At 57.2% G+C, this 25,329-nt stretch carries 20 protein-coding genes and 1 pseudogene; 6 read left to right on the top strand and 15 right to left on the bottom strand.

Going from position 1 to position 25,329, the window contains the following annotated elements:
• Positions 1-23: 23 nt before the first annotated feature.
• From C4Q26_RS26070 to C4Q26_RS26050, 5 genes are all read right to left on the bottom strand, one after another.
• Positions 24-968, bottom strand: a complete 945-nt coding sequence (locus C4Q26_RS26070; RefSeq protein ID WP_104883913.1) for a hypothetical protein — start codon at positions 966-968, stop codon at positions 24-26.
• Complete coding sequence (locus C4Q26_RS26065; RefSeq protein ID WP_104883912.1) at positions 965-5,431, bottom strand: AAA domain-containing protein; 4,467 nt, start codon at positions 5,429-5,431, stop codon at positions 965-967. The genes C4Q26_RS26070 and C4Q26_RS26065 overlap by 4 nt, the downstream gene beginning before the upstream one ends.
• 233 nt (positions 5,432-5,664) lie before the next feature.
• The gene (locus tag C4Q26_RS26060) at positions 5,665-6,870 is read right to left on the bottom strand and encodes a hypothetical protein (protein WP_104883911.1); all 1,206 of its coding nucleotides are present in this window, start codon (positions 6,868-6,870) and stop codon (positions 5,665-5,667) included.
• Positions 6,871-7,624: 754 nt separating this feature from the next.
• Positions 7,625-7,978: a hypothetical protein gene (locus tag C4Q26_RS26055; RefSeq protein ID WP_104883910.1), complete on the bottom strand. Its 354-nt coding sequence runs from the start codon at positions 7,976-7,978 to the stop codon at positions 7,625-7,627.
• 155 nt (positions 7,979-8,133) lie between these two features.
• Positions 8,134-8,925 carry a hypothetical protein gene (locus C4Q26_RS26050; protein ID WP_256583337.1) on the bottom strand — a complete coding sequence of 264 codons (792 nt, stop codon included), beginning with the start codon at positions 8,923-8,925 and terminating at the stop codon, positions 8,134-8,136.
• Between the two features lie 28 nt (positions 8,926-8,953).
• Between C4Q26_RS26050 and C4Q26_RS29000 the strand changes: the two are divergent.
• Positions 8,954-9,060, top strand: a pseudogene (locus C4Q26_RS29000) (integrase); the annotation flags it as partial.
• 683 nt (positions 9,061-9,743) lie between these two features.
• Complete coding sequence (locus C4Q26_RS26040) at positions 9,744-10,565, top strand: CmcJ/NvfI family oxidoreductase (RefSeq protein WP_104884080.1); 822 nt, start codon at positions 9,744-9,746, stop codon at positions 10,563-10,565.
• Positions 10,566-10,666: 101 nt separating this feature from the next.
• Here the strand turns inward: C4Q26_RS26040 and C4Q26_RS26035 are convergent, their stop codons facing one another.
• Positions 10,667-11,635, bottom strand: coding sequence for an LLM class oxidoreductase (locus C4Q26_RS26035; protein ID WP_104883908.1), 969 nt, complete (start codon positions 11,633-11,635; stop codon positions 10,667-10,669).
• 60 nt (positions 11,636-11,695) lie between these two features.
• On the opposite strand from C4Q26_RS26035, the gene C4Q26_RS28995 reads away from it, so the two are divergent.
• Both C4Q26_RS28995 and C4Q26_RS27985 read left to right on the top strand, forming a co-directional pair.
• Positions 11,696-11,830, top strand: coding sequence for a hypothetical protein (locus C4Q26_RS28995; RefSeq protein ID WP_371919570.1), 135 nt, complete (start codon positions 11,696-11,698; stop codon positions 11,828-11,830).
• 302 nt (positions 11,831-12,132) lie between these two features.
• Complete coding sequence (locus C4Q26_RS27985) at positions 12,133-12,309, top strand: hypothetical protein (RefSeq protein WP_158664923.1); 177 nt, start codon at positions 12,133-12,135, stop codon at positions 12,307-12,309.
• Between the two features lie 149 nt (positions 12,310-12,458).
• Here the strand turns inward: C4Q26_RS27985 and C4Q26_RS26030 are convergent, their stop codons facing one another.
• From C4Q26_RS26030 to C4Q26_RS28525, 7 genes are all read right to left on the bottom strand, one after another.
• Positions 12,459-14,240, bottom strand: coding sequence for a monovalent cation:proton antiporter-2 (CPA2) family protein (locus tag C4Q26_RS26030; protein ID WP_104883907.1), 1,782 nt, complete (start codon positions 14,238-14,240; stop codon positions 12,459-12,461).
• Between the two features lie 228 nt (positions 14,241-14,468).
• On the bottom strand, positions 14,469-14,972 hold the full coding sequence (locus C4Q26_RS26025) for an Hsp20/alpha crystallin family protein (RefSeq protein ID WP_104883906.1): 504 nt from the start codon (positions 14,970-14,972) through the stop codon (positions 14,469-14,471).
• Between the two features lie 26 nt (positions 14,973-14,998).
• Positions 14,999-15,370 (bottom strand): Hsp20/alpha crystallin family protein, encoded by a 372-nt coding sequence (locus C4Q26_RS26020; RefSeq protein ID WP_104883905.1) that lies wholly within the window; start codon positions 15,368-15,370, stop codon positions 14,999-15,001.
• A 27-nt stretch (positions 15,371-15,397) separates the two neighbouring features.
• Positions 15,398-15,853, bottom strand: coding sequence for an Hsp20/alpha crystallin family protein (locus tag C4Q26_RS26015; protein ID WP_104883904.1), 456 nt, complete (start codon positions 15,851-15,853; stop codon positions 15,398-15,400).
• A 189-nt stretch (positions 15,854-16,042) separates the two neighbouring features.
• A complete protein-coding gene (locus C4Q26_RS26010) occupies positions 16,043-16,513 on the bottom strand; it encodes a phosphate-starvation-inducible PsiE family protein (RefSeq protein WP_103444535.1) in 471 nt (156 codons plus the stop codon).
• Between the two features lie 59 nt (positions 16,514-16,572).
• Positions 16,573-19,344, bottom strand: a complete 2,772-nt coding sequence (gene clpK / locus C4Q26_RS26005; RefSeq protein ID WP_104883903.1) for a heat shock survival AAA family ATPase ClpK — start codon at positions 19,342-19,344, stop codon at positions 16,573-16,575.
• A 104-nt stretch (positions 19,345-19,448) separates the two neighbouring features.
• Positions 19,449-19,796 (bottom strand): Hsp20 family protein, encoded by a 348-nt coding sequence (locus C4Q26_RS28525; RefSeq protein ID WP_256583336.1) that lies wholly within the window; start codon positions 19,794-19,796, stop codon positions 19,449-19,451.
• A gap of 291 nt (positions 19,797-20,087) precedes the next feature.
• Here C4Q26_RS28525 and C4Q26_RS26000 point away from each other — a divergent pair, with 291 nt between their 5' ends.
• Positions 20,088-22,304 carry a bifunctional diguanylate cyclase/phosphodiesterase gene (locus C4Q26_RS26000; RefSeq protein ID WP_104883902.1) on the top strand — a complete coding sequence of 739 codons (2,217 nt, stop codon included), beginning with the start codon at positions 20,088-20,090 and terminating at the stop codon, positions 22,302-22,304.
• A 166-nt stretch (positions 22,305-22,470) separates the two neighbouring features.
• Here C4Q26_RS26000 and C4Q26_RS25995 read toward each other — a convergent pair whose 3' ends face one another.
• Together C4Q26_RS25995 and C4Q26_RS25990 are read right to left on the bottom strand one after the other, a co-directional pair.
• A complete protein-coding gene (locus C4Q26_RS25995) occupies positions 22,471-22,665 on the bottom strand; it encodes a hypothetical protein (protein ID WP_104883901.1) in 195 nt (64 codons plus the stop codon).
• Between the two features lie 448 nt (positions 22,666-23,113).
• The gene (locus C4Q26_RS25990; protein ID WP_104883900.1) at positions 23,114-23,857 is read right to left on the bottom strand and encodes an SDR family oxidoreductase; all 744 of its coding nucleotides are present in this window, start codon (positions 23,855-23,857) and stop codon (positions 23,114-23,116) included.
• Between the two features lie 133 nt (positions 23,858-23,990).
• On the opposite strand from C4Q26_RS25990, the gene C4Q26_RS25985 reads away from it, so the two are divergent.
• Positions 23,991-24,887 (top strand): LysR family transcriptional regulator, encoded by an 897-nt coding sequence (locus C4Q26_RS25985; protein WP_256583335.1) that lies wholly within the window; start codon positions 23,991-23,993, stop codon positions 24,885-24,887.
• Positions 24,888-25,329 lie beyond the last annotated feature (442 nt).

The raw sequence follows: 25,329 nt of genomic DNA, 5'->3' as shown, positions 1-25,329 counted from the left end.
GTGCTTAAAAGGCTTGCTTATGTTCATCTGCATTCAGCATTTACCCTTGATGTTTTAATTGGACTGTTCACCGTTGCATCTCCCCTAGCCGTCACATAACAAAGGCTCAGCGAACGGTAGGCGTCCATGATCATTTTCCCCGCCTGCTGTCGGGCGGCTACATGGGCCGGTGCAGCGCCACTCTTCCATTTCCGCATGGCCTTTTGCATATATAGCGCACGTGAAGGCGCGTACATGATCTCGTTCTGACTCACTGTCGGTGCAACGTGCCCCATTTGCCGAATGAGCTTTGAGGTTTTCACAACCCCGAAACCACTTTTCCCACCCTTCGCTTCACCTACCACAAGCAAAGGGTGCGATGCTCCAGGTATAGCCACGCGCACGACGACATTCACATTGTATGCACCAGCACACTCTAGGTACGCGAGCGCCCCAGAAGTGTCGGTGGCCCCCACATAACGACTTCCAGGATAGCTACTCGATTGGGCAACGATCCCTCCAGCCAGATCCTCCCCCAATAGAGCGGACGTTTCATACAGCCAGGCAATCAACCCAATCCCCTCCTTGATCGCTCTCAGCTCCTGAATTGTTCCGCCCTGAGCAACATGCAAGGCGAGTTGTTGTATCGCCGCATCGGAACGTGCTTTGAGCGCAGTGCTATCAAGTGGATGGATACTTTTCCAAGCTTGCGCACAGAGCTCCATTGCTTGCAAGTGCCTCGCGAGTGTCAGTGATCCGTTGAGCCAAGCTACAAACAAAGCATCGCGTGCGCGCTTCCCGTAAATGACGATACTCCGCGAGGGCATGTTGCCAACGGCTTGATGCAGCATTTGAATCAAGCGATCGGCTTCTGCCTGCAGTGGTTGGCCTCCAGGGATCAACAAAAGCTTGATCAGGGAGTCAATTTGGGCGCCGTAAGCACCTCCTCCACCCCCTGTGCGAGGATAGGACGTCAAACCGCCGCTCATGTGTTAGCACCCTGTGAGAGCGGAGAGATCAAGCCTCCACCCCGCTTATTAAGCAAACGATGGTGTTGAGCTTCCTCGACGGTTTCGAGCGAAGTCCAAATTTTCTCTTCAATCTCTGAGTAGTCCTTTTCATTTGATATCAACAGCGGCAGCAGTTGTGTCAGAGCGTCACGCACCTGGATCTTGTGCTCCTCTACGGCTTCAAGAAGCTCGGCAAGCCGCGTGCAAAAAAGCGGGGAAGACAGTTCCGGTGCGCCCCTCTCCAACGCTAAGGCAGTTCGAACCCCTGCTGGGGTCAAACGGAGCTGGCCCATGTGGACGGGCGCCTCCAGGAGTCCTTTCCTGACAAGCTTTTCAAGGGCGGATGCACAGGTCGATGGACGACCGATATTCATCTGCTCCATCTCAAGCAAAAGTCGATCAACCGACATGAACCAGCGCCCCGCCGACTCACCTTCAAGATCAACGGTCGCATCAGACAATTCCGAGAAGTGGTATTGCAGAAACGTGGCGTCATTGTCAGGCAACTTTTGTTCGAGAAGATGAAGTTGCTCCGGCGTAAGCTTCTCGCCAGTGACCCCCTCAAATCGGACGCCCAGCCGCCTCTGGCCAGAAAATACGTAATCAAGCCGGGCTCGGGTCAACTGTGCTCCTGCTTCCCCGACAGACTCCGCAAAGCTGAAACGATCCCAAATGATCTGGTAGATATCGCGGCACACCTGATTACTGAAGGCGCCTTGCAGGACAGAGGGTGGAGCAGCTCGATCCAACGGTGTTACAGGAGGATGGCCGCTCGTGAAAAAGACGGGAATGATCGGATCCTCAGGCTCAAAACCCTCATCGCCGAAGCTTTCTCCCCACGAGCCGTCATACAAGGCCTGTAACGCCTCCATGCTTTTCCATGGAAGGTGGCCAAATCGCTGCCAAGCCTCTGCCAGGAGAGAGAATGTGCCAGCTACAGGCGGCTGCGCTTGCTCTCGAGTTATCTCCGGTGGACTTAGCAGCTCTAACTTTGCAGACCCCAGCTTGGTAATGATCTGTCCCACCTGCGAGGTGCGAGTGAGGTCGCGCTGCTCATTGATGTCAAAAAGATAACCTGACAGTTGTTCGCTACCCACGCGTACCTTCACACGTATCCGACTATGCGACTGAAGCGATACTGCCCGCCTGGCATGCTCAAGAATCAAGCGAAGAATCGCCCCCTGAACTCGCCCCACCAGCTTAAATTTGGGAGATTGCCCACGAGGGCTTGTGCAAGCGCCACAGCTGACCAAATCGCTCAACTCACACATGTCGATGTCACTTCGGCGCAAATCGTCGCGGCAAAAACGCTGCGTAACCAACAAGTCGACGATCTCTCGCACTGATTCGGCGGCCACTTTGCGTTCATCGATGCTACCTGGAGAATTGAACGCCGCTCTAACTGCAGGGCCGTTGATTCCTCCCAAACGAACGCGTAACAGGCTCTTGCCTGAAGCTCGCCCCTTGAGCAACCGTTGGACTTGCCACGCGATCAGCTCTCCCATGCGATCATCATCGGTCGCAATGACGACATCCTCTACCGCGTCGATAATCTTGCTCACCTCACCAAGAAACGCACCAGCACCCATTTCATTTCGAGGAATCGGAATAAAGCCCCCTGCAACGTCCACTCCCCCTCGGACAGGAAGATATTGGAGAGCTCCGTGGGTGGCGATAACGGCACAGCTCTTGCCAAGGATTCGAGCCAGGGTCTGCTGCTTCCCGCCGGCCTCTATAACTACCAAGCGTCTTGGGTACAGCAATCGAGCCTGAGGAGTTTTACGCAGATAAGCGCCGAGAAGATGGATGGGCGCAAGACCGGCTTCATTTGCTTCGAGGGCGGGAAACAATCGCTTCGGATGCCCAAACACAATGAATGAGGATTTCGCGCGGGACACAGCCACGTTCAACAGAGAAGCATCCCTATCCATGAAGCTACCTGCAGCTTCATCAGGGCCTTCAACCAGACTGAAGCAGACGATGGGTCGCTCTGCACCTTGCAGTTGGTGGACGGTACCGACCGTGACCTTCTTGATGTCATCCACGGTGGGCCAAGGGATCGAGCCGGTACCTCTCAACTGATCGAACACCTTTTCGAGTTCAGCACGTAAGAGGTTGGCTTGCGGGCGGTAAGCAGTAATCAGCGCGACAATATCCTGAATGGATTTGCCCTTCGTGGCAGGATCGGCCTGCCAGGCGGGCCAGCGTTCACCAATCCAACTGGTGATGTGCTCCACCTCCATTGGATTGCATAGAGATCCGCCCTTTCGGACAGGCTTGTTCTCTATCGATACCCACGACATGGCGGGTTCGTGGCCAGGAGTGCCTTCCGAGGTTCTGGGTACCAGCGTCTTGTTGTAGCTCAGCGCATTGCAGTAACCGATGATGCTTGGTTTACAACGATAGTGGTACCGCAGAGTGATCCCAAGATCCTTTTCCTCTCGCCATTTCGATACCAGTCGGGCAGCAGCAAGCACGCTGCCATCAGCAATCGACAAGCGTGATTGCTTCAAATCATTGAGACGATTGAAGACGCCTGCAGCTGACGCGACAGCGATCTCGCTCAGCGACTTGTGGTTCCAAATAGGCTCTAGCTGCTTCAGATCCCCCACGACTGCCGCTCTTTTAGCCATCAGCAATGCTGGGCCAGCAAGCTCCGGAGATGCCTGTCCTGCCTCATCAATCACCAAGAGGTCAAACAGGGCAAAAGAGTGTTGGATCGCGCTATCGCCCTCGACCAAGGAACTTATTTGTCCAAGCGTTGACACGTTATGCAGCGTTGAAACCAGACATGGAGTCAGCATACAAAGCCGACGCAGCGACTCTTCGACATTGGCAGGGTGTCGGGAGAATAGGCGCTCGCGTTGAGCGAGAAGAAAACGTCCTTCCCAATACCGCGCCGCCCAGTGAAACGCGTCGCAGCTATACGTCAGGTCGATTGCACCTCGCGCTGCATCTGCATCCCCCCGGTTCTTTTTGAGATTGCCAATCAGCCTATCCAACTGTTCATGGCGATCGGCGTGCCAAATCGTTGCCGGGGTTGGCCGAGCGTTTTCAAGCAGCACCAACCAGCCTGGATCATCCTTGGCCAAACACTCCAAAAAGGTGTCTCGCAACTTAACGGTGGCGCGCAGTTTCCGGTGCACAACCTCAACGGCAGCTTCCATGCTCGACAACGCCTGCTGGGCGAAGACTTTTCTGGCGTGTACAAGATAGGCCTCCTCGAGCTCCAGGGCATTATTAGGTGTCAGGACAGCTGGCCTATCCTTGTACGACCAAAGCATGCCTGTAGAGCCCCAATCGCTCTGTACACAGACGAACCGAGCGAGCTCCGCTTGTTTGTCCGTATTGCCCAGCATGCTCTTGGAAGCAAAGTATGCCCCATAGCTGGGCACCCCTGCGATCCAACGCTGGGCATGAGGCAATGAGTCGTCTGGATGAGGCGCCTTGCCGAAAGCTTCGATAACGTTGGTAACTGATTGGTTGGTTGCCCCGCAGGCGACGACGATCGGACATGCCTCTTGGTTTAAAGCTGCACTGACCCATCGGCTGGCAACGACCGCACGCAACATCGAAGTCTTACCGCTTCCAGGAGGGCCATTTATCGCTTGAATCTCGCCCTCTTGAAGACTGGCAACAGCGCAGGCTGCTCTGCGCTGGGACTCATCCAATGGGAAAAGTGGACGATTGCCTTTGGAGTCGTCGTACTCGTCAATATGGCCGGTGATCAGGCTGGCAATCCCACCGGGCATGCTCGCGGCTTGGAGTGCCAGCTCGCCACCACAAAAACGTTCGAACAAAGAAACCTTGGGGCGCTCTTTGGCATCGAGGAAGCTGGCGTAAACATCAACCATCGCCTTTGCTGCAGAGCCTTGCGATGGGAACACGACAGCACGAAGCACCCAATTGGCGGAATCGACCTTGCCTCTGGTGGTTGAGGCCGCTGTCTCCTTGGCAAGCGTTTTCAGCGTTTCAAGCAATGCTTCATCCTGGTCGACCTTGAGTAGCTCGCGCATAACACTCAGCGGCGTCGACCACCACGTTGCCCAATCCACCTGCAGTGACTTGTCAGAAGAGAGCTGTCCCAGGGCATCGAACATACGCTCATTGGCCAGTTGGCCATCAGCGATCGCAAAGGCATCCCCCCTCTGATCGGGAGAGAGATAAGCAGGGTTCAAAATGGGTGCAGCTGTGGTTCGGGGTGCCAGGAGTTTTTCTTCTACCAGCAACGCGGGAACAGCAAGCAACGGATGACGACTCACGAGGCGCTTGTCACGACTGTTGAGTTGACAGAGCATAAATACGACCGCCACATCTTCGCCGGTCAGTCCTTCCTCAATCTGGGTTGCGAGCTGAGCAACCTCGTCCAGCGTCAGTATCATTTTGTGCGCCGGCGCGTCTTTAGACTTGCCACCAAAAGAGCTGAAGTTGACGTACTCCAACCCTCCCCTCCATTAGGCAGCCACATCTTCGGGAGAGACAACAGGCGAGCGAGATTTTGCAGACACCGGGTTGTCTTGCAGAAGCGGCACGGATGGCAAATGAGGCTTTGCCGGCGAACGTGGTGTGGTGGACAGCTCAACCAGGGTGGCAAGGCGTACCGGCGCAACGCTCTCATTTGTGTTCGTTGAAAAGAGAGCGGACAAGTTTTTCAGAAAAGTACTAAGTGCTACTCTCATGCCTCACCTCGCATCGGCAGGGATCGATGCAGACGGCTGACATTCCAGTAGGGTGGGTTGCCGACTAGCTGGACGATGGCCTTTGTTCCTTTGGTGAGTCCGCCGTAAACAATCTCCTCACATTTGAGGAATCCGCTGACGTTGCCCCGCCCTATCCTTCGATCCTTGATCTCAATTGTCACTTTCACTTTTTGAATCTTCTTCTTGGATGAGTCGCTTCCAGGTGGAGCGTCTTGGTGGGCGATCTCGTCATTTTCCAGTGGCTCGGCGTCCACCTCGATGGACTCGCTTTCATCGAGATCATCGACAGCGACGACAGTACACTCAACCCAATCAATGGCCTCTTTGGGGGTCGGCTCCCGCATCGGGATCGGGGCCACTAGCTTTTGAGTGTTCCAGAAGCCTCGGGCATTCCAGACTAGGGTCACCTCGATGCATCCGATTTTCAGGCAGTCGACTTCTTGGGGGGAGCCTTCCCGCAAGACAGTTTGCGCATGCTCGATATAGTGCTCTGCCCGGCTCAATGCGCTCGGGTCACTTAAGTCAACACTCATAAGGGATGGAATCGACTGACGTCGTAGCAATGTAGTGAAGACGTTTACCAGAGGCCAGATCGAAACGCCTGGCAGCCTGACGGCGAACGGCACACTTTTAACGGAATCGTTCGAGCTCCAGTCCCGCAATGAGAATGCGTGGAATGCGATAAGCGGATCAGTGATAACGGTTGATAGCGTCGGCTCCAGGATTTCTGTCACCGTCCAATCCGCTTCACTCGGCAGCGCCAAGAAGGTGAGTTCCTGACTCGGCTCTACATGAGCGAACCTTGCCGCCCGGAGCACCTTGGAATCCAGTGCCGCGTACGCTGCACCAGGTTGCCCAGGGGCAAGCTTGATCCGCCAGGAACGTTGGCCGCCAATAGCCGAATCAGACTCAACAATTCCCGTGAGTTCGACCTCAACCGGCTTGGCGCTTTTTGAAATCTCAACGACACGCCAGCGCCCTTTGCTGAACTGAATTTTGCAGTCAAATGGCACGCTGAGTTCTGGCTGACATTTCAACGCCTTCGGGCTGTAGATCGCCTCCGACACAGATGAACCAGGCGTCAACACCTTTGCCCGCGCGTATTTCCCGTAAGGCCCATCCAGCCACTGCTCTACGCAGGCACTGACTGCAATAGGTGAAGACTCCATTTCCTCGGACATTGGTGCGCTCTAACGTGTTGATGATGCCAAGGAGTGAAACCGCTCCAACGCATGGGGATGAACTAAAAGACGATAAGACTACCTCAAAATGCCTGATCTAGAGCCTTCCCTGTGCGATAAAGGTGGCCGACCTGCCATTTCGGATACGTGAAACGGACGACATTCTTCGTCCCTCCACCATCTGCTGCGCAGGTCGGGAATGGTCGTTGTAAGGCGCTCGAATCCATCCAACAACCAGGATAGGCAGGTGAGCTAAGACGTGAAATCTGGGGGGGCATGTCGATCGGCCAAGTGACCGTAGATCCCTAGCCGTGACAGACTTCATCCGGAACAGAGAAAAAGTGTGACGCCCATCACGCTTTGAAAATAAGTCGCCGTTTTGGTCTGTCAATTTTTTTTGCGAGACGGAGTTCTATATTTGAGACCCAAAGAAAAGCGAGATCTGCGCCGCTCCATTTCTTCCGTCTCTTCCGCGATCTTGGCGATATGCTTTTCGGTACAGTTTTACTTCTGATCTCGTGATGCAACGATGGTACTGATGCAGATCGGCCCCTTGGGGCTCGGGGCAGTCGCTTCTTTGGCCGCAGGCCGCTGCTTTTCATTTTGCGTTCAATGCCAAGGCGCGCAGCGCTCGATGGATCAATCCGTTCACAATGAACTGAAATTTCCGGTCGGTGACAGACAACAGGATATAAGCCTGGCGATGATTTGCTTAGAGCTGCCATGAACACCGCATCCCGCCCAATGGATCGCATCAAACGCCGATTTCGAAAGCCAGGAGATCCTCAGTGATGGCTTCCGGCGCGAACCCACTCAACACAAGTCGATGCTGTATGCCCCTGCAGATGTGCGCCCAGAGACGTGATCGCAACTCGATGTGCCATCCATGGTCGAAATACCTGACATTCCGCCGAGACTTCTCATTCAGGGCTATGACTAGGGAAGAGTAACCATCCTGGCCTACCCATTCGGCAGTGACCCGAACAGGCTCGTCCTTGCCGGGTTTGCGCTCATATTCGTCGAGCAACCCGTTCAAAACATGAACGAATTCGTCGCCGCAACAAGCCGAGGCGCGCCTCCAGATTTCAGTGAGGATGGTGCTATCCATTTCACGCGCTCGGTCGCCCAGGAGGCCATGATGGCTGCGCAGGGCAAAAGGCCATCAATATACCCCAAAACGATACTTTCGAATGAAGTAGGCTCACTATTCAGCCTTGCACAAGACTCATCAGAGTTACGGAGTCAGAAGCATGCGGCGTTTTTTCAGTCTGGCGCGAAAGCTTCCAGAGAGGCTAGTAGCCTTTCTAAGTCCACGAGCCTAGCCGCTTTGATGATATCGTACTCTCCCTTGCTGCTCAGCTTGTAGACCTCACGGGCCTTTTTGACACGCTCAAGCAATGGCACGACCACGCCAGATGCCATTTCCAGGAAGTCATTGATATCGGCTCTGGTCTGAGGGATCTTGTAGCCTTTGGACGTACTTGTGATGATGACATCAGCGTCCCGCAGCTTCGCAATGCCACTTGACCTGACACGTTGCTCAGAGAGATCGCCAAAACCCCTCTCACCCAAATGGGCAAGGATTTCAGCTGTCGGAATGTAATCCTTCGTCACGAACTCACTCTGGAACCTCAGGTAATCCAGAATGCTGAGCTGCAGACGCTCGTCCTCGTCCGGATACTGTCCGGCCTGGTCAATAAAGCGATCTGCCTGACGAAGGGCTTCTTGATGTACCTGGTAATCCGCGTACCTGGATTCATCCATCGGCGGCGGCAGCAGCGAGTTGAATTTGGGCGGCCACTCTAGCAGGCCCAAAGTATGCTCGCGCAGAATCCTTTTGTAGACCTGAGCAACCTCACCAGTGGCCTTCTGTTCATAGATCTGAGCAACAGATCCCGCGAAGAAGTCGGCGACCTGAATCATGACGTCATCCTTACTGGATTTCGTCTGGAATGCATGGTCGTCTCCAAAGAGATCGTCGACATAGCGATCATGGACGTAGCCCTTCAGGCTCTCTTGAAACTCAACCCCGCCATGCTCAAGCGCTTGTTCCATTTGCTTCGGAGTGAAGCCATCGATCAGGTTGCGCGAAGCCCGCAAAGCCCAGCGCGTCGAGGGGTTGCGGTGAGCAAGAAGACGGCCATCGCGCGCGAACCACTGCAGGCTATGCTTGCCACCTGCACTGACGGTTTTTCACGCAGCCTGGGTCGATAGCGGTCATGCGCAACCGTCCGCTTTCGACCCCAAAAGCGTGGCTTTTCAGCGCACAAAGAGCGGGACCACTGAAAACGTCGTTGCGCCAATCTGTTTGCACTTCCTCCACTCAGCATGTGCTGACCGCCCACCAAAGATGGACACTCAGTGATCTACTGCGCCGCTGGCACCCATACCAGTCTGCACGCTCGAGCCAGGTAAGCAGGCCGACCTGCTGGTGCTCGACGGCTCCCCCATGGCGGCATATGTCGTTCATGGTGAGATCCACCATTTGCAGGACCGGGGCTAATCAGCACGCACCTGACTGGAACACGCGCTGTCAATTGGGCAAACCATTGAAAATGGGTGCTAACGAAGCTTCCGCCGCAGACACGCAGGTCGTGCTACACGGCATGTACGTGAACAGCAGTGGTGCCATCCTTTCGACTCACGAAACGGGGGAAGGCCTGGGCAACTATCCGCCTCTTGCAGATTCCAAGCTTTCTCCTGCTGACAGCAAAGTTGTGGATAGCCACTTGTCACTCTTGGAGGGTTTGCTGCTGGAGGGCATTTAATGCGTCTGTTCGAGGGCATATGATTGAGAGCGAGCCTACATGCCAGCCACATCGCCGCCACAGCGCCACCACGCCGAGTACGGCCAGCAGAACGGGAGGCATTACTTGAAATGCACAACTGATATGCCCGATAGCGTTCTCACGAAACTCACCTACCTGGTCAGGCAAAATGCAAAGCCCTATATACATACCGAGGCTTTGACCGGTGACAGTGAGGCTCACTACTTTGCCGAGCAGGAGGAGCGCGAAGTCAAGATACAAAACGGACGTCCGTTAGCCGACAGCCTTTCACTGGACAAGCAGGGGTTTGAACTCCACCGGCGAGAGACGGTGGTAGACGATCTCTACGACGATACCTCGGTAGTAAAGGTCTACTATGACGAGATAAAGGCCTTGATCAAGCAATTGACGGGCGCGAGCCGGGTCGTGATCTTCGACCACACCAGGCGCAGTGACGCCGAACGGCGGGATTTTCGCGGCCCAGCCAGCCGTGTGCACAATGACTACACCGAACACTCGGGGCCTGAGCGTATCCGCGAAGTACTGGGCGCGGAACAAGCCGTCGCAATGGCAGCGATGTCAGTCGCTCAGATCAACGTCTGGCGCCCGATAAGCGGCCCTGTCAAGCGCTCGCCGTTGGCGGTGCTGGACGCCTCGACGCTCGACCCCAATGATCTGCTGGCTACCGACTTGGTCTATCCGGATCGTATTGGGGAGATTTATCACCTCGCCTACAATCCTCACCAGCGCTGGTACTATTTTCCGGACATGCGCCGTGACGAAGTGTTGCTGATCAAGGGTTATGACTCGCGTCACGATGGCCGTGCCCGCTTCACCCCCCATGCCGCCTTCCAGCTCCCCCATACGCCGCCGGGAGCCCCGCCACGCGAAAGTATCGAGGTTCGCACCCTGGCCTTCTTTGACTAGGTATTGATCACCGGGTGGGGCGGCGGCCATGTCGCCGTCTCGCGCCCGGCGCGGTGACCGGATAGAAAGCTCGGGGCGTAACATTCCTGCCCCGTGCCGCCTCACGTAGACAGGATGAAGTCAGGTACAACGAACTGACCGAGCTCCTCGATGACCTCACCAGCGGGGCGTTGCCCGTACTTCAAGTTGATGATCACATGGTTGACGCCCACCTCCTGCAAGTGTTGCAGCAGTGAGATCAGGTGATATCGCCCTAATTGATAGCCGAGGTGGATCGGTCGAGGGGGTGTCTGCGAGTTGTCCGTCAGGTCGATGTATAGGGACTGGGTGAAGGGTTTGAACAGCTCACCACATTCGGTACGCACTGCAGTGCGCCAGTTCTCGACAATTAGTTGCTGAGTCTTAGGCGCACGCGGATAACTGATCCAGCCATGACTGCAGCGGGCAATCCAATCCAGCGTCTGGCGGCTATGGCCGGTGACGAAGAATGGAATTTCCGCTGTGGTCGGTTTGGGAATCAGATCGCAGCCCTCAAGCGTGCCGCCGGACCAGGTCAAAGGCACAAAACTGCTGCGCTGAACCTGGCGAAATACCTCTAGGTATTCGCGGAACAGTCTTTCGCGCTGCTCCGGGTCGACACCGAATGCGGGAAACTCAACGGGGCGGTCCCCGGAAGCCACGCCTAGTAACAGGCGGCCACCACTGAGCTGATCGACACTGGTTGCGGCCTTCGCGGTGTGAAGAGGGTTGCGGATTGGCAGGATGATCGAGGCGGTACCCAGCGCAATCGAGTGCGTGTGTGCCGCCATGAAACCCAGGTAGACCCAAGGATCGAAGACCTGACCGGTGTCACCGAAACCAGGGTCACGTAACGGTACATCGCGAAACCAAAGGGCAGCGAAACCTAGCTTTTCGGCACGTTGGGCCAGGCTCACCTGGCCAGCCATACTCGGCATATCACCGCTAAAAGCTTCGAGGGGGAAGAAAAGGCCCAAGCTCAACCGACCTTGACGGTAAGTGCGCTGAAAGCCCGGTTGTCGCTGATAGGGAATGGAATTCGGAGTGAACATGCGCCCTCCAACTTACATCAGAACCTGGATGAGGGTGCTGAAAGAAACCTGGACTTATCCATGACAACGGACACCTTCGCCACTTCGGTTGGTGTCGCGTATGCGCACCGCGTCGGCTTCGAACCCCAACGCGCCCAGGGTCAGCACGGCTTGACGGCCGAGCGGCAGGGCGGACTCAAAGGTTTCCCGCCCTAGGTAGTCGGCATCGTGTATGAACCGCTCAATGTGTCAGAGCGGTCACCATCACCGTGATGGACCTTGAGACCAGAGGGCTCCACGGTGCGAATCAGTTGCGGATTTACATCGATATTCTAAAGTTTAGCTCCCTGTGCGAGCGGCGCCTGACAAGCAATCCGACCTGTACGGCCAACAGCTATGATGAGTTCAGGGCCTTGAAGACCGAGCTTCGGTAAAGAGCACAAAAGCACTTTCGCCACTCCAGGCCCTGCCTCGCGCCTTCCCTCGCTTGCATCGCACAGGAAATTGGCTTTGCTTGCGTGCCAGAGAGTTATATCGACCGTTTCGCGAGCCAGGCAGATACCTTTCAGGCCGATCATGTGCCAAGCCTGGATTCAAGCGATATCTATTTCGTCTGGCGAAAAAATCAGCAGTCGCCGTTGATCAAGAATTTCATCGAGGCCATTGATAATCACCAGGGCAAGGGCAATGTTTAATGTGCAATCCCCGCATCCCATGAAGATTTAATCTGTCTCGCCATCCAGGAAACTACACATCGCCCACGAAGCGGCAGAAAATAACCGCCCGCAGTTGTGTGCGTGCCTGCGATAGCGTGAGTGTGCGTATTGCCGTCAGGTTTTCATGCTCAATGAGCATCCCGTGCTTCAGGCTTCGGCGGATCAATGCGCTCGATATTTCCCAGGACCAACGCTCGCCCGGCAAATAGACCCCCGGATGTTTCCAGGGCAAAACGTTCAGCATCGCGGGTGCGCACCTCGTCGGTCACCGCGTCGGCTTCGTGCGCTGAGGCACCCAGGGTCAGCACGGCCTGGTGGCCAAGCAGCAAGGCGGATTCAAAGGTTTCCCGCACGATGTAGTCGGCGTCGTGCTTGACCAGCTCCAACGCATGCTCGCGGTCAAAGGCGCGCACCAGCACCTTCACCTGCGGGCAATAGTGCCGCGTGCTTTCGACGATGCGTGTCGCGGCCTTCTTGTCATTCACGCACACAATGATGGTACGGGCGTGATGGGCCCCGGCAGCATGCAACAGGTCGTGCCGGGCACCATCACCGTAATAGACCTTGAAACCATAAGGCTCGACGGCGCGGATCACCTCCGGGTCCATATCGATGATCGAAAGCTTGGCGCCATGAGCGAGTGGTGCCTGGCAAGCGATCTGGCCGACACGACCAAACCCTATGATCAGGATATGGCCTTGGAGATTCTGTGCCGGCTCCACACCGTCCATGGAAGCCGCCCGGGGCCGCGCGAAGCGCTTGTACAACAGAAGGTTGACCGGCGTAACGGCCATGGACAACACCACGATAGCCGTCATGTTGGCGTTGATTTCGGGACTGACGACCTTGAGTTTCAGCGCTTCGGCAAACAGCACGAACGCAAATTCACCACCCTGCGCCATCAGCACGGCGCGGTCCAGCGCATCACCATGCTGGCTTTTTGCGAGGCGCGCGACCCCATAGATACACAGCGCCTTGACCATCATCAGCGCCAGCACGCCGGAGGTGATCAGCAGCCAGTTCGCGGCCACCACGTGCAGATCCAGCGCCATGCCGACGCCGAGGAAAAACAGTCCCAGCAACAACCCGCGAAACGGTTCTATGTCAGCCTCAAGCTGGTGGCGGAAGGTGGACTCCGACAGCAGCACACCGGCAACGAACGCGCCCATCGCCATTGACAGGCCGCCGATTTCCATCAGCAGCGCTGCTCCCAGCACCACCAGCAGCGCGGCAGCAGTCATCACCTCGCGCGCCCTGGCTTGGGCCAATACCCGAAACAGAGGGTTGAGCAACCACAACCCGATGACCACCAGTGCGCTCAGGGACAGCGCTGCGGTCGCCATGCGCTGCCACAGGGGGGAGCTGGGTTCGGGCACCGATGCAGTAGGTGCCAGAAATGCCACCACCGCCAGCAACGGCACTATCAACAGGTCTTCAAACAGCAGAATGGAGACGATGCGTTGGCCCCTCGGCTCGGTCAAGTCACCCCGCTCTGAGAGAATTTGCATGACAATCGCCGTGGATGTGAGCACAAAACCGGCCGCGCAGACGAATGACACCTGCCAAGGGAAACCAAAGGCCTTGCCGACGACGGTGAGCAGAACGGCACAGATCACCACCTGCAGGCTGCCCAGCCCAAAGATCTGCCCGCGCAGGTCCCATAGATGCGAGGGTTTGAGCTCCAGGCCAATCACGAAAAGAAACATCACCACACCCAACTCGCCCACATCAATGATGGTGTGGGGGTCATTGATCAGTTGCAGCCCGAAGGGTCCGATCAGCATCCCTGCCAACAGGTAGCCCATCACTGAGCCGAACCCAATGCGCTTGAGCAGCGGCACGGCCACCACGGCGGCGGTGAGCAAAGTGATAACACCCAACAAAAGTCCTGCGTTGCCTTCAGCGGACATAGTCTCGACCTTCAGCCCTTGGCAGGACCGGTTTTGGGAAAAAATCCGGATGAGTTATCGCTGGGCGTCTCAGCTCGACAGAGAAGTGCAATGTCCATTGCAGGGGGGCGGCTACCGTTCTTCCCGTTGATCAACCGAAGAACTGGCCGCCCGCGAGGCTTTCGCGGGCGGGTAGTTCAGGTGACGAGGGTTGTACCTTGTCTGCGCAAAGAACATGCAGTGGCAGTATCAACCCGAGCGAACCTCGATGCGCCGGCCACGCGCACGCTCTTCCTTGGGCAGTTCGACACGCAGCACACCGTTGCTGCATATGGCTCTGGCCTTCTCGGCAATGACCGGAGCGGGAATCTGGAAGACGCGGCGGAAACTGCCGAAGGTGCACTGCCGGACGCGATAACGCCCATTGCCCTGCTCCTGCTCGATGCGTTTTTCACCGCGAATGATCAAGGCATCGCCCCGCACTTCCAGATTCAGATCCTCCTTCACCATTCCGGGCACCTCGAGGCGAATGACGACCTGGTCGCCATCCTCGTAAAGATCGTCGGCCAGCAATCCCCAGTTCGAGGCAAGTGCCGGTGCTGAAGTAGCATCCTCCGAGACATTCCTGCTCCGGTTGACAGGCGTGAAACGCGTCAGGGCCTCGCTGGTGCGATCGCGAAGCTGACGCCAGCCCTCGCCCAGCGAATGCCAGGTTTCCTCCAGGCCATGTTTGAGTTCAGCTAGTTTGTCCATGGGTCGTCCTCCACACGCTCAAGGCCCTACTCGCTTTTCACGACGATCTTGCGCGGCTGGGCATGTGCATGTTTGGGAACGCGCACGTTCAGCACGCCGTCCCGTAGCTCAGCGTCGATCCGGGTCGTGTCCAGCTCGGAGCTCAAGGTGAAGGCTCGCCTGAATCGCGACAGCTGGACCTCAGCGTAGACGGCCTCCAACTGTTCGCTCAACTGCGGCATGATCTCCCCTTCCAGCATAAGCGTGTCACCGTCCACATTGACCACGAGATGGTCCTTGGGCACGCCCGGTAGGTCCGCAAACAGTTGGATTCCGTTTTCGTCTTCAAATACATCGACACGCGGCAGCAGTGTTTGGGTTTCAGTTTCGCCGCGCACGACCGCTTGCTTGTCGTTCATGGTGATTCCTCCTTCAAACCGTTGCTGTTACTGAATGGCTATGCGCTTGGGCTGCAGCGCTTCGCGCCGCGGTAGCGAAATGCGCAGAACACCGTCGGAACAGTGAGCTTCGACCTTGTCGGTATCGACCTGATCATTGAGGCTCACGGTACGCTTGAACCGTCCGGAAAAACGCTCGTTGGCGTACACCGAGCAATTGCCCTCCTGTGCGCTGCGCGCCGGCCGGCGCTCACCGGAAATCGACAGCAACCCTCGGTGAATCTGCAGATCGAGGTCGCGCGGGTCGACGCCGGGAACGAAGGCGTAGACCTCCAGGCTGGACGGCGTGCTCGCGACATTGATGGCAGGAAAAGCACCACTGGCCAAGGCACGAATACTGCCTGGGCGCCCCAGACCCGTTCCCAGCACATGTTGCAGTTCGCGCTGCAGCCTCTCGAACTCGGCAATGGGATCGCTCGACAGATTAAGAAGGGACTCGTACATGACAATCCTCCTTCAAGCTGACTGAAATGATCTCGAACAGGAGGCACGAAGCGCCGGGCTGCGGCCCCTGACGACGGAATCATGTGAGCGATTTCGAGGTTTTCAAGCCCCGGTTTGAACGAATATGAAATTACAGATCCGCGCTCTTTTTCCCCTTGAATCTTTGCCTTGGCGCCATTCACACAGAGCCTAGGCAACTCGATCATCGCGCTCACGCAACAGCCAATAGGTCAGCCCCAGGGCCAGGGTCGCGCCAGCAAGCGCCGCGACTTTGGCCGGGCTGACATCGGGATCAAGGATCACGATCTTGCGGGACAGCGCGATCAACCCGATCAACAGGACCGTCTTGACCTGAATGATGCTGTCACGGCGCAAGACAACGCGCACGATGGAATGCTTGAATTCCATCGCGATCAGCAGCGTCATGACCATGCCGAACACATTCTGGAAGGTCCGGTGGTCCAGCGGATTGAACGCATCGATGATCAGAAGGCTGAAGACTATCTGGATCAGCTGCACCAGCGACACCACGATAACCAGCGCGATCACCATCGATAGAATGTGGGCGACGATCTGCTCGAAACGCTCGTAAAACGTCATCACCGCCCACTCGCGACGCAGTCGCATGCGTGTGGTCTCGGGCTGATTGCTGTCCTTCATGCGTCACCCCTTCAGCAGCAGATCATTGCAACGAGAAAGCGCAGCCTTCGGCCAGCGCTTCACGCATTTTCATTGTCGGACTCTTTGGCCGGCGCGAGTTGCCGCCGGTCGAACCCGACCCGCTCCGCCTTGTCGTCCCAGCGCGCATGGGCGTGATCACCCTTGCCAATGCCGCCGCCGAGCATTTCACGTGCCAGTGCCGTCTCCAGCTCGCTGCGGATCAGTCGCTTGAGCTCGCGGGCACCGAATTCGGGTTTGTAGCCCTCCTCCGCGAAGTGATCGACCAGCGTCTCGTCGAACGTCAGCGTCACGCCCTGGCTCGCGGCATTGCGGGCCACGCGATCGAGTTGCAGGCCGACGATGTGGCGGATCTCTTGCTTGCCCAGGGCATGGAAAACGATGATCTCGTCGATGCGGTTGAGGAACTCAGGGCGGAAGTGACCGCGCAGCACGTCCATCACCTCGGCCTTGGTCTTCTCGTATTCCTCGCCAGCCGCTCCGGGCGCATTCAGCCGGCGCTGAATGATCTCGGAGCCGAGGTTGGACGTGGCAATGATAATGGTGTTGGTGAAGTCTACCACGCGCCCCTTGCCGTCGGTAAGTCGCCCGTCGTCGAACACCTGCAGCAGGATGTTGTAGACGTCGGGGTGGGCCTTCTCGATCTCGTCGAGCAGCAGTACGCTATAGGGCTTGCGACGGACCTTTTCGGTAAGCTGGCCACCTTCGTCATAACCGACGTAGCCGGGGGGCGCGCCCACCAGCCGAGCCACGGAATGGCGCTCGCCATACTCCGACATGTCGATACGCAACAGGGCCCCCTCGTCGCCGTAGATGGATTCCGCCAGCGCCTTGGCGAGCTCAGTCTTGCCAACGCCAGTGGAGCCCAGGAACAGGAACGTTGCCACGGGCTTGCTGCCTTCGCGCAGACCCGCGCGCGACAGCCGCACCGCATCCGCCACAGCGCGTACCGCCTCGTCCTGCCCCACCAGGCGCTCATGCAACCGCTGCTCCAGGTGCAGCAGTTTCTCGCGCTCCTCCACCGTCAGCTCATTGACCGGTATGCCGGTCAGCCGCGAGACGATCTGCGCAACGTGCTCCGCCTTGACTTCGGCGCTGCCCGAACCGCGCTCGCGCTCCCAGTCCGCGACGCGCTCCTTGAGTTCGGCCTCCTTGGCTTCGATGCGCTTGCTGATCTGCGCCGCATTGTCATATTGCTTGCGGGAAGCCGCGTAGTTCTGCTCCCGGCGCAACTGGTGCAGTTCGGATTCCATTTCCTGCACCGCAACCGGGCGGGCCGTCGCCGATAGCTTCACGCGGGCGGCAGCCTGATCGAGCAAGTCGATGGCCTTGTCCGGCAGGAAGCGCGCGGTGACGTAGCGGTCGGACAGTTCGGCGGCAGCGATGATCGCGTCCTCGGTGATGCTGACCTTGTGGTGCGCTTCAAAGGTATCGCGCAGGCCGCGCAGGATCATGATGGTCTGCGCCACCGTTGGCTCGGGCACCATGACCGGCTGGAAGCGCCGCTCCAGCGCAGCGTCCTGCTCGATGTACTTCTGGTACTCGTTGAGCGTGGTCGCGCCGATCAGGTTCAGCTCACCGCGCGCCATCATCGGTTTGAAGACGTTGGCGACGTCCAAACCGCCTTCTCCACCGCCTTGGCCTGCACCCACAATGGTGTGCACCTCGTCGATGAAGAGAATCAGCTCGCCCTGGTGCTCGGAGATTTCCTTGAGCACCTTGTGCACGCGTTCCTCGAACTCGCCCCGGTACTTCGCGCCGGCCACCATGGAATTGATGTTCAGCTCTACCAGACGCTTGTCACGCAGCGTCTCGGGCACCTCGCCGGCCACCATACGCTGTGCCAATCCCTCGACGATGGCCGTCTTGCCCACGCCAGGCTCACCGATCAATACGGGGTTGTTCTTCTTGCGCCGCGCCAGCACCTCGATGGTGGTTTCGATTTCCTGCGCGCGTCCGATGACCGGGTCCAGCTTGCCCTCGCGCGCCATCTTGGTGAGATCGCGCGAATACTTGTCGAGCTCCGGCGTATTCGTCGGCGCCTCGGCGCGGCCATCCTCCGCGCCTTTGCCAACCACCTTGTTTACCCGCTGGCGCAGGGCCTGCGGCGTGAGGCCATAGCGGCGCAGCAAGTTGGCGGCCAGCCCTTCGCCCTCTTCTGCTAGCCCGATCAGGAGGTGCTCGGGCCCGACGTAAGCGTGGCCTAATTCATTCGAGGCGACGAAGGCGCGACTGAGCGCATCCTTCACACGAGGCGACACGCCGATTTCTCCTTCAAACGGTTTGTCGCCGCGCTTGGCTTCGGCCTCGATCTGGCGTTTGAGGTCATCGACCTTGATCTTGAACTGGCTGAGGATGGTCTTCACCACGTCGCTCTCGGCCAGGGCCAGCAGCAGGTGTTCGGTATCGACTTCGGACCGACCGAACTCCGTGGCACGCTTGGCAGCTTCCTGCAACAGGGCCTCGGAGTGTTCGCTGATGCGGCTGGCCAGCCCGCTGCCGCGACGCCGCGGCGTGCCAGCCCGTGCGGGGGCAGGTTCGCCAGACGACGCTTCGGCCACATCATCGGCACCCGCGGCAACGGATACTGAGTCTCCTCCGTTGCGGAAGAAATCGCTGGCGATGAAATCCTCAAACAAACCGCTGCGCGAGCCGAAAAGGGCCTCCAGTGGGGAAAGGGTGCGCTTTTGCTGGCGCACCAATTGGCGATAGTGATCATCACACAACAGCATTGTGCTGTGGCGGCCATTGACCTTGGCTTCCACCCGTGTCGTAGCGGGTTGGCCACAGACCTGGCACTGTTTGCTGGCCATGCGGGCGCTCCTTGAATCATTGAGGCGACGAAGTGGAGCCTGCCGCAGCTCCTCGTCTGCTGGAGGGCCTTCGTGACGACTGCTATGGAATCTCCGAGTCAGCTTCAATTCGGAATCAAACGGCTTTGCTTCGATGCACGCGCTTCGCGATCGTCGAGGATGATCGTCAGCAGCCCATTGTCGAATGGGCGCTTGATCAAAACCTGATCGGCATCGTCAGGCAGGTTCAAGGATCGCGGGCAACAGCCGTTGTAGCGTTCGGCACGAGGGACGGCGCACTTCTGCTGCTCTCGTAGCAGTCGGGCGTGATCGGGATGTTGATGTTCTTTCCTTGAGACCAGGCAATTCGAAGGAAAGCCAGCACTGCATCCGTGATGTCCAGCGCCAGCTTCAGCATGCCTGGCAGGCAAGCGCGGGCGGGCGAGCGCCGCAAACAGATGCGGCCAGCCCAAGGGAACTTTTGCAACACTCGCTAAAGTCTGCGCCTGGTAGTCTGGAAGTCAAGAAGTATCTGCGGTTTGCTCAGAGAAAGTCAGCGGGCGGTGGTCAGGCCGCTGCAAGCCGAATTCAGCCGCATGCACTCCATCTGATACGTTCTTTTATCGATCACCTGAGTCTTTTTCGTGGCAGGCCCACTGCTTTAAAAGATTTCGCGATCGGGGTGCGATCGGACTCCGCCCAGGCACTCACTTTTGCAGACGCTCAGGGAACCGGAAGGCCTCGCAAGCACACAGGAATCCACCATGAACACCTTCTGCACGAGCTATCACAGCATGGTGCTTCCCGAGTCTCAGCGCGACATACTCGGTATGATCGCGACCAATCATCAACTGCACGACATCCTCACCGCCATCTGCTTGATGATCGACGCCCAGGATCCCGGTACGCTGTGTTCGATACTGCTCACCGATGCGCAAGGCAAGCATTTGCTCAAAGGTGCCGCGCCTGGCCTGCCGCCGGCATACAGCGAGGCGGTCCATGGCATGCCCATCGGCCCTCAGGAAGGCACGTGTGGCACAGCGGCATACCGGCGCGAGCTGGTGGTGACGGCAGACATAGCCAGGGATCCGAGCTGGGAGCGTTTTCGCAGTCTGGCGCTAGGCTACAATCTGCGCTCTTGCTGGTCGTTGCCATTACTCTCCCATCAGGGCTCCGTTCTCGGGACATTTGCGCTGTACCAAGACCAGGCGATTGCGCCAAGCGAGATGCAGATCCAAAGGTTGACCTGCGCGGCGCAACTGGCTGCCATTGCTATCCGGCATGAGCGTGACGGCCAACGCCTGGAGGAAAGTGAACAACGGTTCCGCTCATTGTTCACCTACAACCCCAACCCGGTTTTCGCCCTCGACATGGCGGGCAACATCCAGAGTGTGAACCCGGCTGGCCTGAAGCTTAAAGCTGGCGCGGCAACTGATCTTGTCGGTCAACATTTCTCCCACCTCGTTTTCGAAGAAGACCTGCCGCGAGTGAATCAGCATTTTTCCGCGGCCCGCGCCGGTGAGCCGCAGCGATTCGAGGCAAGGGTGCGCGACGAGAGCGACGACAAGCAGTTGACCATGGATATCGCAAACCTGCCGATCATGGTAAATGGAGAGATCGTCGGGGTATTCGGTATCGCTCGGGATATCAGCGAGCAGAAGCATTACGAGCGCCAGCTGAGTATCAGTGCCAGCCATGACGGGCTGACCGGTTTGCTTAACCGCCTGTCCCTGGAAGACCGGCTTGTCCTAGAGTGTCGCAGCAGCCTTCAACGTAAGCGTCAACTGGCGGTCATGTACATCGACCTGGATGGATTCAAATCCATCAACGACTCCATCGGGCACTGCTTCGGCGATCAGGTGCTGATCGAGGTGGCACAGCGCATGACCCAGCAAGTCCGTCCGGCTGATGCCGTCGTGCGTATGGGCGGCGATGAGTTTGTCGTTCTGCTGACGGACCTGCTTCGTGACGAAGACGTTGTCCCGGTGGCCGAGCGACTGCTGGAAAGCATTGGCAAACCCTACTGTATCCAGGGCATTGACCTGCACGTCAGTGCAAGTATCGGTATTACGCTAAGCGATGGTCACCTCGAACAGCCGATGCAGCTGATCCAGCAGGCTGACATGGCCATGTACAAAGCCAAGCAACAAGGTAGGAACAACTTTCAGTGGTACACCAGCGATCTTAACGATCGAGTTTGCGAGCACCGAAGCCTACGTAATGACCTACAAAAGGCTATCGAAACTCAATCGTTCAGCCTGCATTATCAACCGCAAATAGAGGCCCACACGCGTCGGCTGGTCGGAATCGAAGCGTTGTTGCGTTGGACGCATCCGATCAAAGGATACATCTCTCCAGCGGTGTTTGTACCGGTGGCAGAGGACAGTGGTCAAATTATCCCGCTGAGCCTCTGGGTACTCGATACGGCGTGCGCACAGTTGCGCAATCTATGTGATCAGGGTTTCAACGGCATCTCGATGGCCGTAAATATTTCGCCGGTGCATTTTCAGCGCGGTCAGTTCGTTGAATGTATCCAGGCAGTGCTGAACAAATACGGGCTTAGCGCAGGGCAATTGGAATTGGAGATAACTGAGTCGCTCCTGCTGCACAACGTTGAAATCGCAATTGAAACCTTGCACCGCCTTAAAGACTTGGGTGTACGCATTGCGCTGGATGATTTCGGTACAGGATTTTCCAGCCTCAGTTATCTCAAGTGCTTGCCCATCGACAAAATCAAGATTGATCGCTCTTTCATCCGGGATATCTCGGCTAACCCACACGATGCAGCAATTACTCAAGGCATTATTTCCATGGCCCATCACCTCAGCCTGTCAGTGGTCGCGGAAGGCGTGGAAACTGCGGCTCAGGTGGACTTCCTGGAACGTGGTCGATGCGATATTTTCCAGGGATATTACTTTGCTAGACCCATGTCGCATGAGGCACTCAGGTTTTTCTTGGCCGATCAGATAACCTATAATTAACGGGTCTATTTAATAACCAAAAGATCGATTCCACTCATGCAGCGTTTTCAGCCTTCGTCGACCACGTCGAGCAGATCTGATCTACCGGGCGACCGACAGCAAAACCCTGCTGGATCTGGGGCCAAGGGCATACCCGCACCAAGTGCCCGTTCAATCAAAGCAGTCATTAGTCCATGGCCACGTCTGTTACAACGGTCAATACAGAATCCAGCGTGCCATCGGGCCGATAGCAAAATTGCACATGAACGGATTTTAAGGGGCAACAGGGTTGCTGTTCCGCCAACCATTCATTCAGCGCCCCGACCAGAATACGGGCTTCGACGATGGCGTCTTCCGTACCGTCAAAAACCAACATTGCCATGGTTATTTCCTCAGTTTGACGGGTTGATATCCTCTTGCTGCTTTGTGAGCGATGCCCATCATTGGCAGCACCATGGGGGCCCTGACTTCCTCTATCGAACACCTCCGATTGCACGATGATTCACACCGGGCTTATTGCCACTACACCGCCGCCCTCCGTAGCAACCAGTCTGCAACTTTAGCTGGCTTCATTCGCAACAGGGTCCGATATGATCAGTTGGGTACATTAGGCGGGCAGAGCCGCCTGCCGAACCCGAGAATCAGGAACGACTCGCCTTTGGAAGCTCAATCAATCAGCTAGGACATGGTGGTGTTGGCGCGCTGGATATTGACGTTCGGCATGCCGAGAGTTTCAGCCTGGATAGGCTGAGTTAACTATTTCTTAGCGCCAGAGCCTGGTCGCTTGGGTCCATGCCTGTGGATCAGGCGCAAACGGCACAGGACAAATGTCAGAAGTCTTGCGCAGTCGGACGCAGAACAATCTCGTTGATGTCGACATCTGCAGGTTGCTCGATCGCATAAGCGATGGCCCGTGCAACCGAGTCAGCCGGGATGGCCTTCTTGTAAAATTCGCCAACGACCTCGGCGCTCGGCTGGTGCCCGCTGCCGAACTTCAGTTCGGAATCCACTGCGCCCGGTTCGATAGTCGTCGTGCGAATATTCGCGCCGACTTCATGACGCAGGCCATCGGAAATGGCGCGCACCGCGTACTTGGTGCCGCTGTACACCGATCCACCGGGGCTGAATACTTTGATGCCGGCGACCGACGAAATGTTGATGAAGTGACCGCTTGCCTGTTGTTCGAAAAACGGCAATGCGGCCGCGATGCCATACAATACGCCCTTGATGTTGATATCGATCATACGATCCCACTCGTCGGTGCGCAGTTGCGAAATCGGAGAGATCGCCATCAACCCTGCGTTGTTGATCATTACATCGATGTGACCGAATACCTCGACTGCCTTGGCAACCAGCGCAGACAAGTCCTCCTTGCGTGTCACATCGGTCGGATGGGCAATCGCCTTGCCGCCTGCAGTGGCGATCTCCGCGACAATCGCGTCCAGACGGTCCTGGCGCCTGGCGCCAAGCACCACAAGGGCGCCGAGCGCCGCCAGATGACGCGCCGTTGCTTCGCCTAGACCGCTACTCGCACCCGTGATGACGACCACCTTATCCTGGATGTTCTTACTCATATCCAGCGCTCCTGTTGAGACCTGTCGGTATGGAGACTGCAGTCTGCGCTGGTTTTATTCGTCAGAGAATGGAAGTGTTAGGATTTGAGAATTCCATTTTCTGGAACGGGAGTTGAGGGCTATGCCTAATCGCATGGAACTGATTCGGATATTCACAGTGGCCGCACAATCGACCACGTTCCGCGATGCAGCCACCCGCCTCGGCACCTCACCGCAGACGGTGACACGTGCCATCAAGGAACTGGAGAGTACGCTGGGTGAGCTGTTGTTCCACCGCAGCACACGGCAGGTTCATGTCACCGCTTTTGGTGCCAAACTCGCCTTGCAGGCCCAGGAAACCTTGGACCGGGTGGATCAGTTGTTTATCACCCACAGTAAACAGGAGGCTAAAGGCGTAGTCGGCATCACGGCCCCACATGCCATTGGCAAGCTGTATCTGGTCGAATTTCTGAAACCGCTGATACGGGAAAACCCGGGCCTGAGCATCGACCTGAGCCTGGATGACCAACTCACCGACGCGGTGGCCAACAAGATCGACATCGGTATTCGTGTCGGCGCGGTGCGTGATAGGCGCTATATCGCTAGAACAGTGGCCCATGTCAGCCTGAAAATCGTTGCGGCCCCGTCACTCCTCGCCACCGTGCACCGCCCTGGCAGCATCGAAGAACTGAAACGCTTGCCGCTGTCCATGCTGATTGATCGAAAAAACGGTCGCCCCTGGCCGTGGGTGCTTGCCGAGGGGCGAACGTTTCTGCCTACCTCCCCTGCCTTCAGCTGCGATGACCCGGAAACCGAGCGAGAGATCGTTCTGGCCGGAATCGCCTTTGGGCAAATGCCCGATTACTTGGCAGAACCCTACCTGTCTGAAGGGCGCCTGGTCGAGGTCATGCAACAGGAAGCGCCGCCGCCTTCCGAACTGATCATGTACCGTCCTCAATCAGGGCCAGTGGCACCGCGAGTGAGGCTGATATACGACCACCTGGTTAACTGTTTCTCTGATCCGCGTGCTTTTGCGCGGACCAATCGCTGAGTTCGAAGGGACGCTCGAGTTTGCGCTACGCTTATATTTCGAATATTATCGAATCTTCGTAATATAAGCCCTCGGAGAAAATTGACTGTCGAGCGGACACGTCGTTTCAAGGAGGGTGGATTGGACTTGCTCAGCGTCAGTTTCGAGCTCACCATCGTTGTATAGAAAGCCGTCAAGGCCTAGGTTTCACGACGCGAAGCTACCGATGGTATGGGTTGAAGAGCCTCGGCTAGGGACCTCCGCACGCTGAGCGTCAGCGAAGACGCGCTTAAGGACTGCAACCGGACCTGGCGATTATTGGCCGGGCATATCTCGGCAATCCTGATTAGTCCAATTTCGCCGCTCATGAGTTGGGGGCAGGGAGCGTGTGACCTGGACTTGCCCGATCTACTGGTTTTAACGCTACAAGTGCTCTCGCCGGGTGAGGACGCTCGCACGGCCT

Origin of the sequence: Pseudomonas sp. SWI44, from assembly GCF_002947915.1 — a bacterium.
Lineage (GTDB): Bacteria > Pseudomonadota > Gammaproteobacteria > Pseudomonadales > Pseudomonadaceae > Aquipseudomonas > Aquipseudomonas taiwanensis.
The sequence above is the reverse complement of the archived record's forward strand: the minus strand, read 5'-3'. Positions and strand labels throughout refer to the sequence as shown.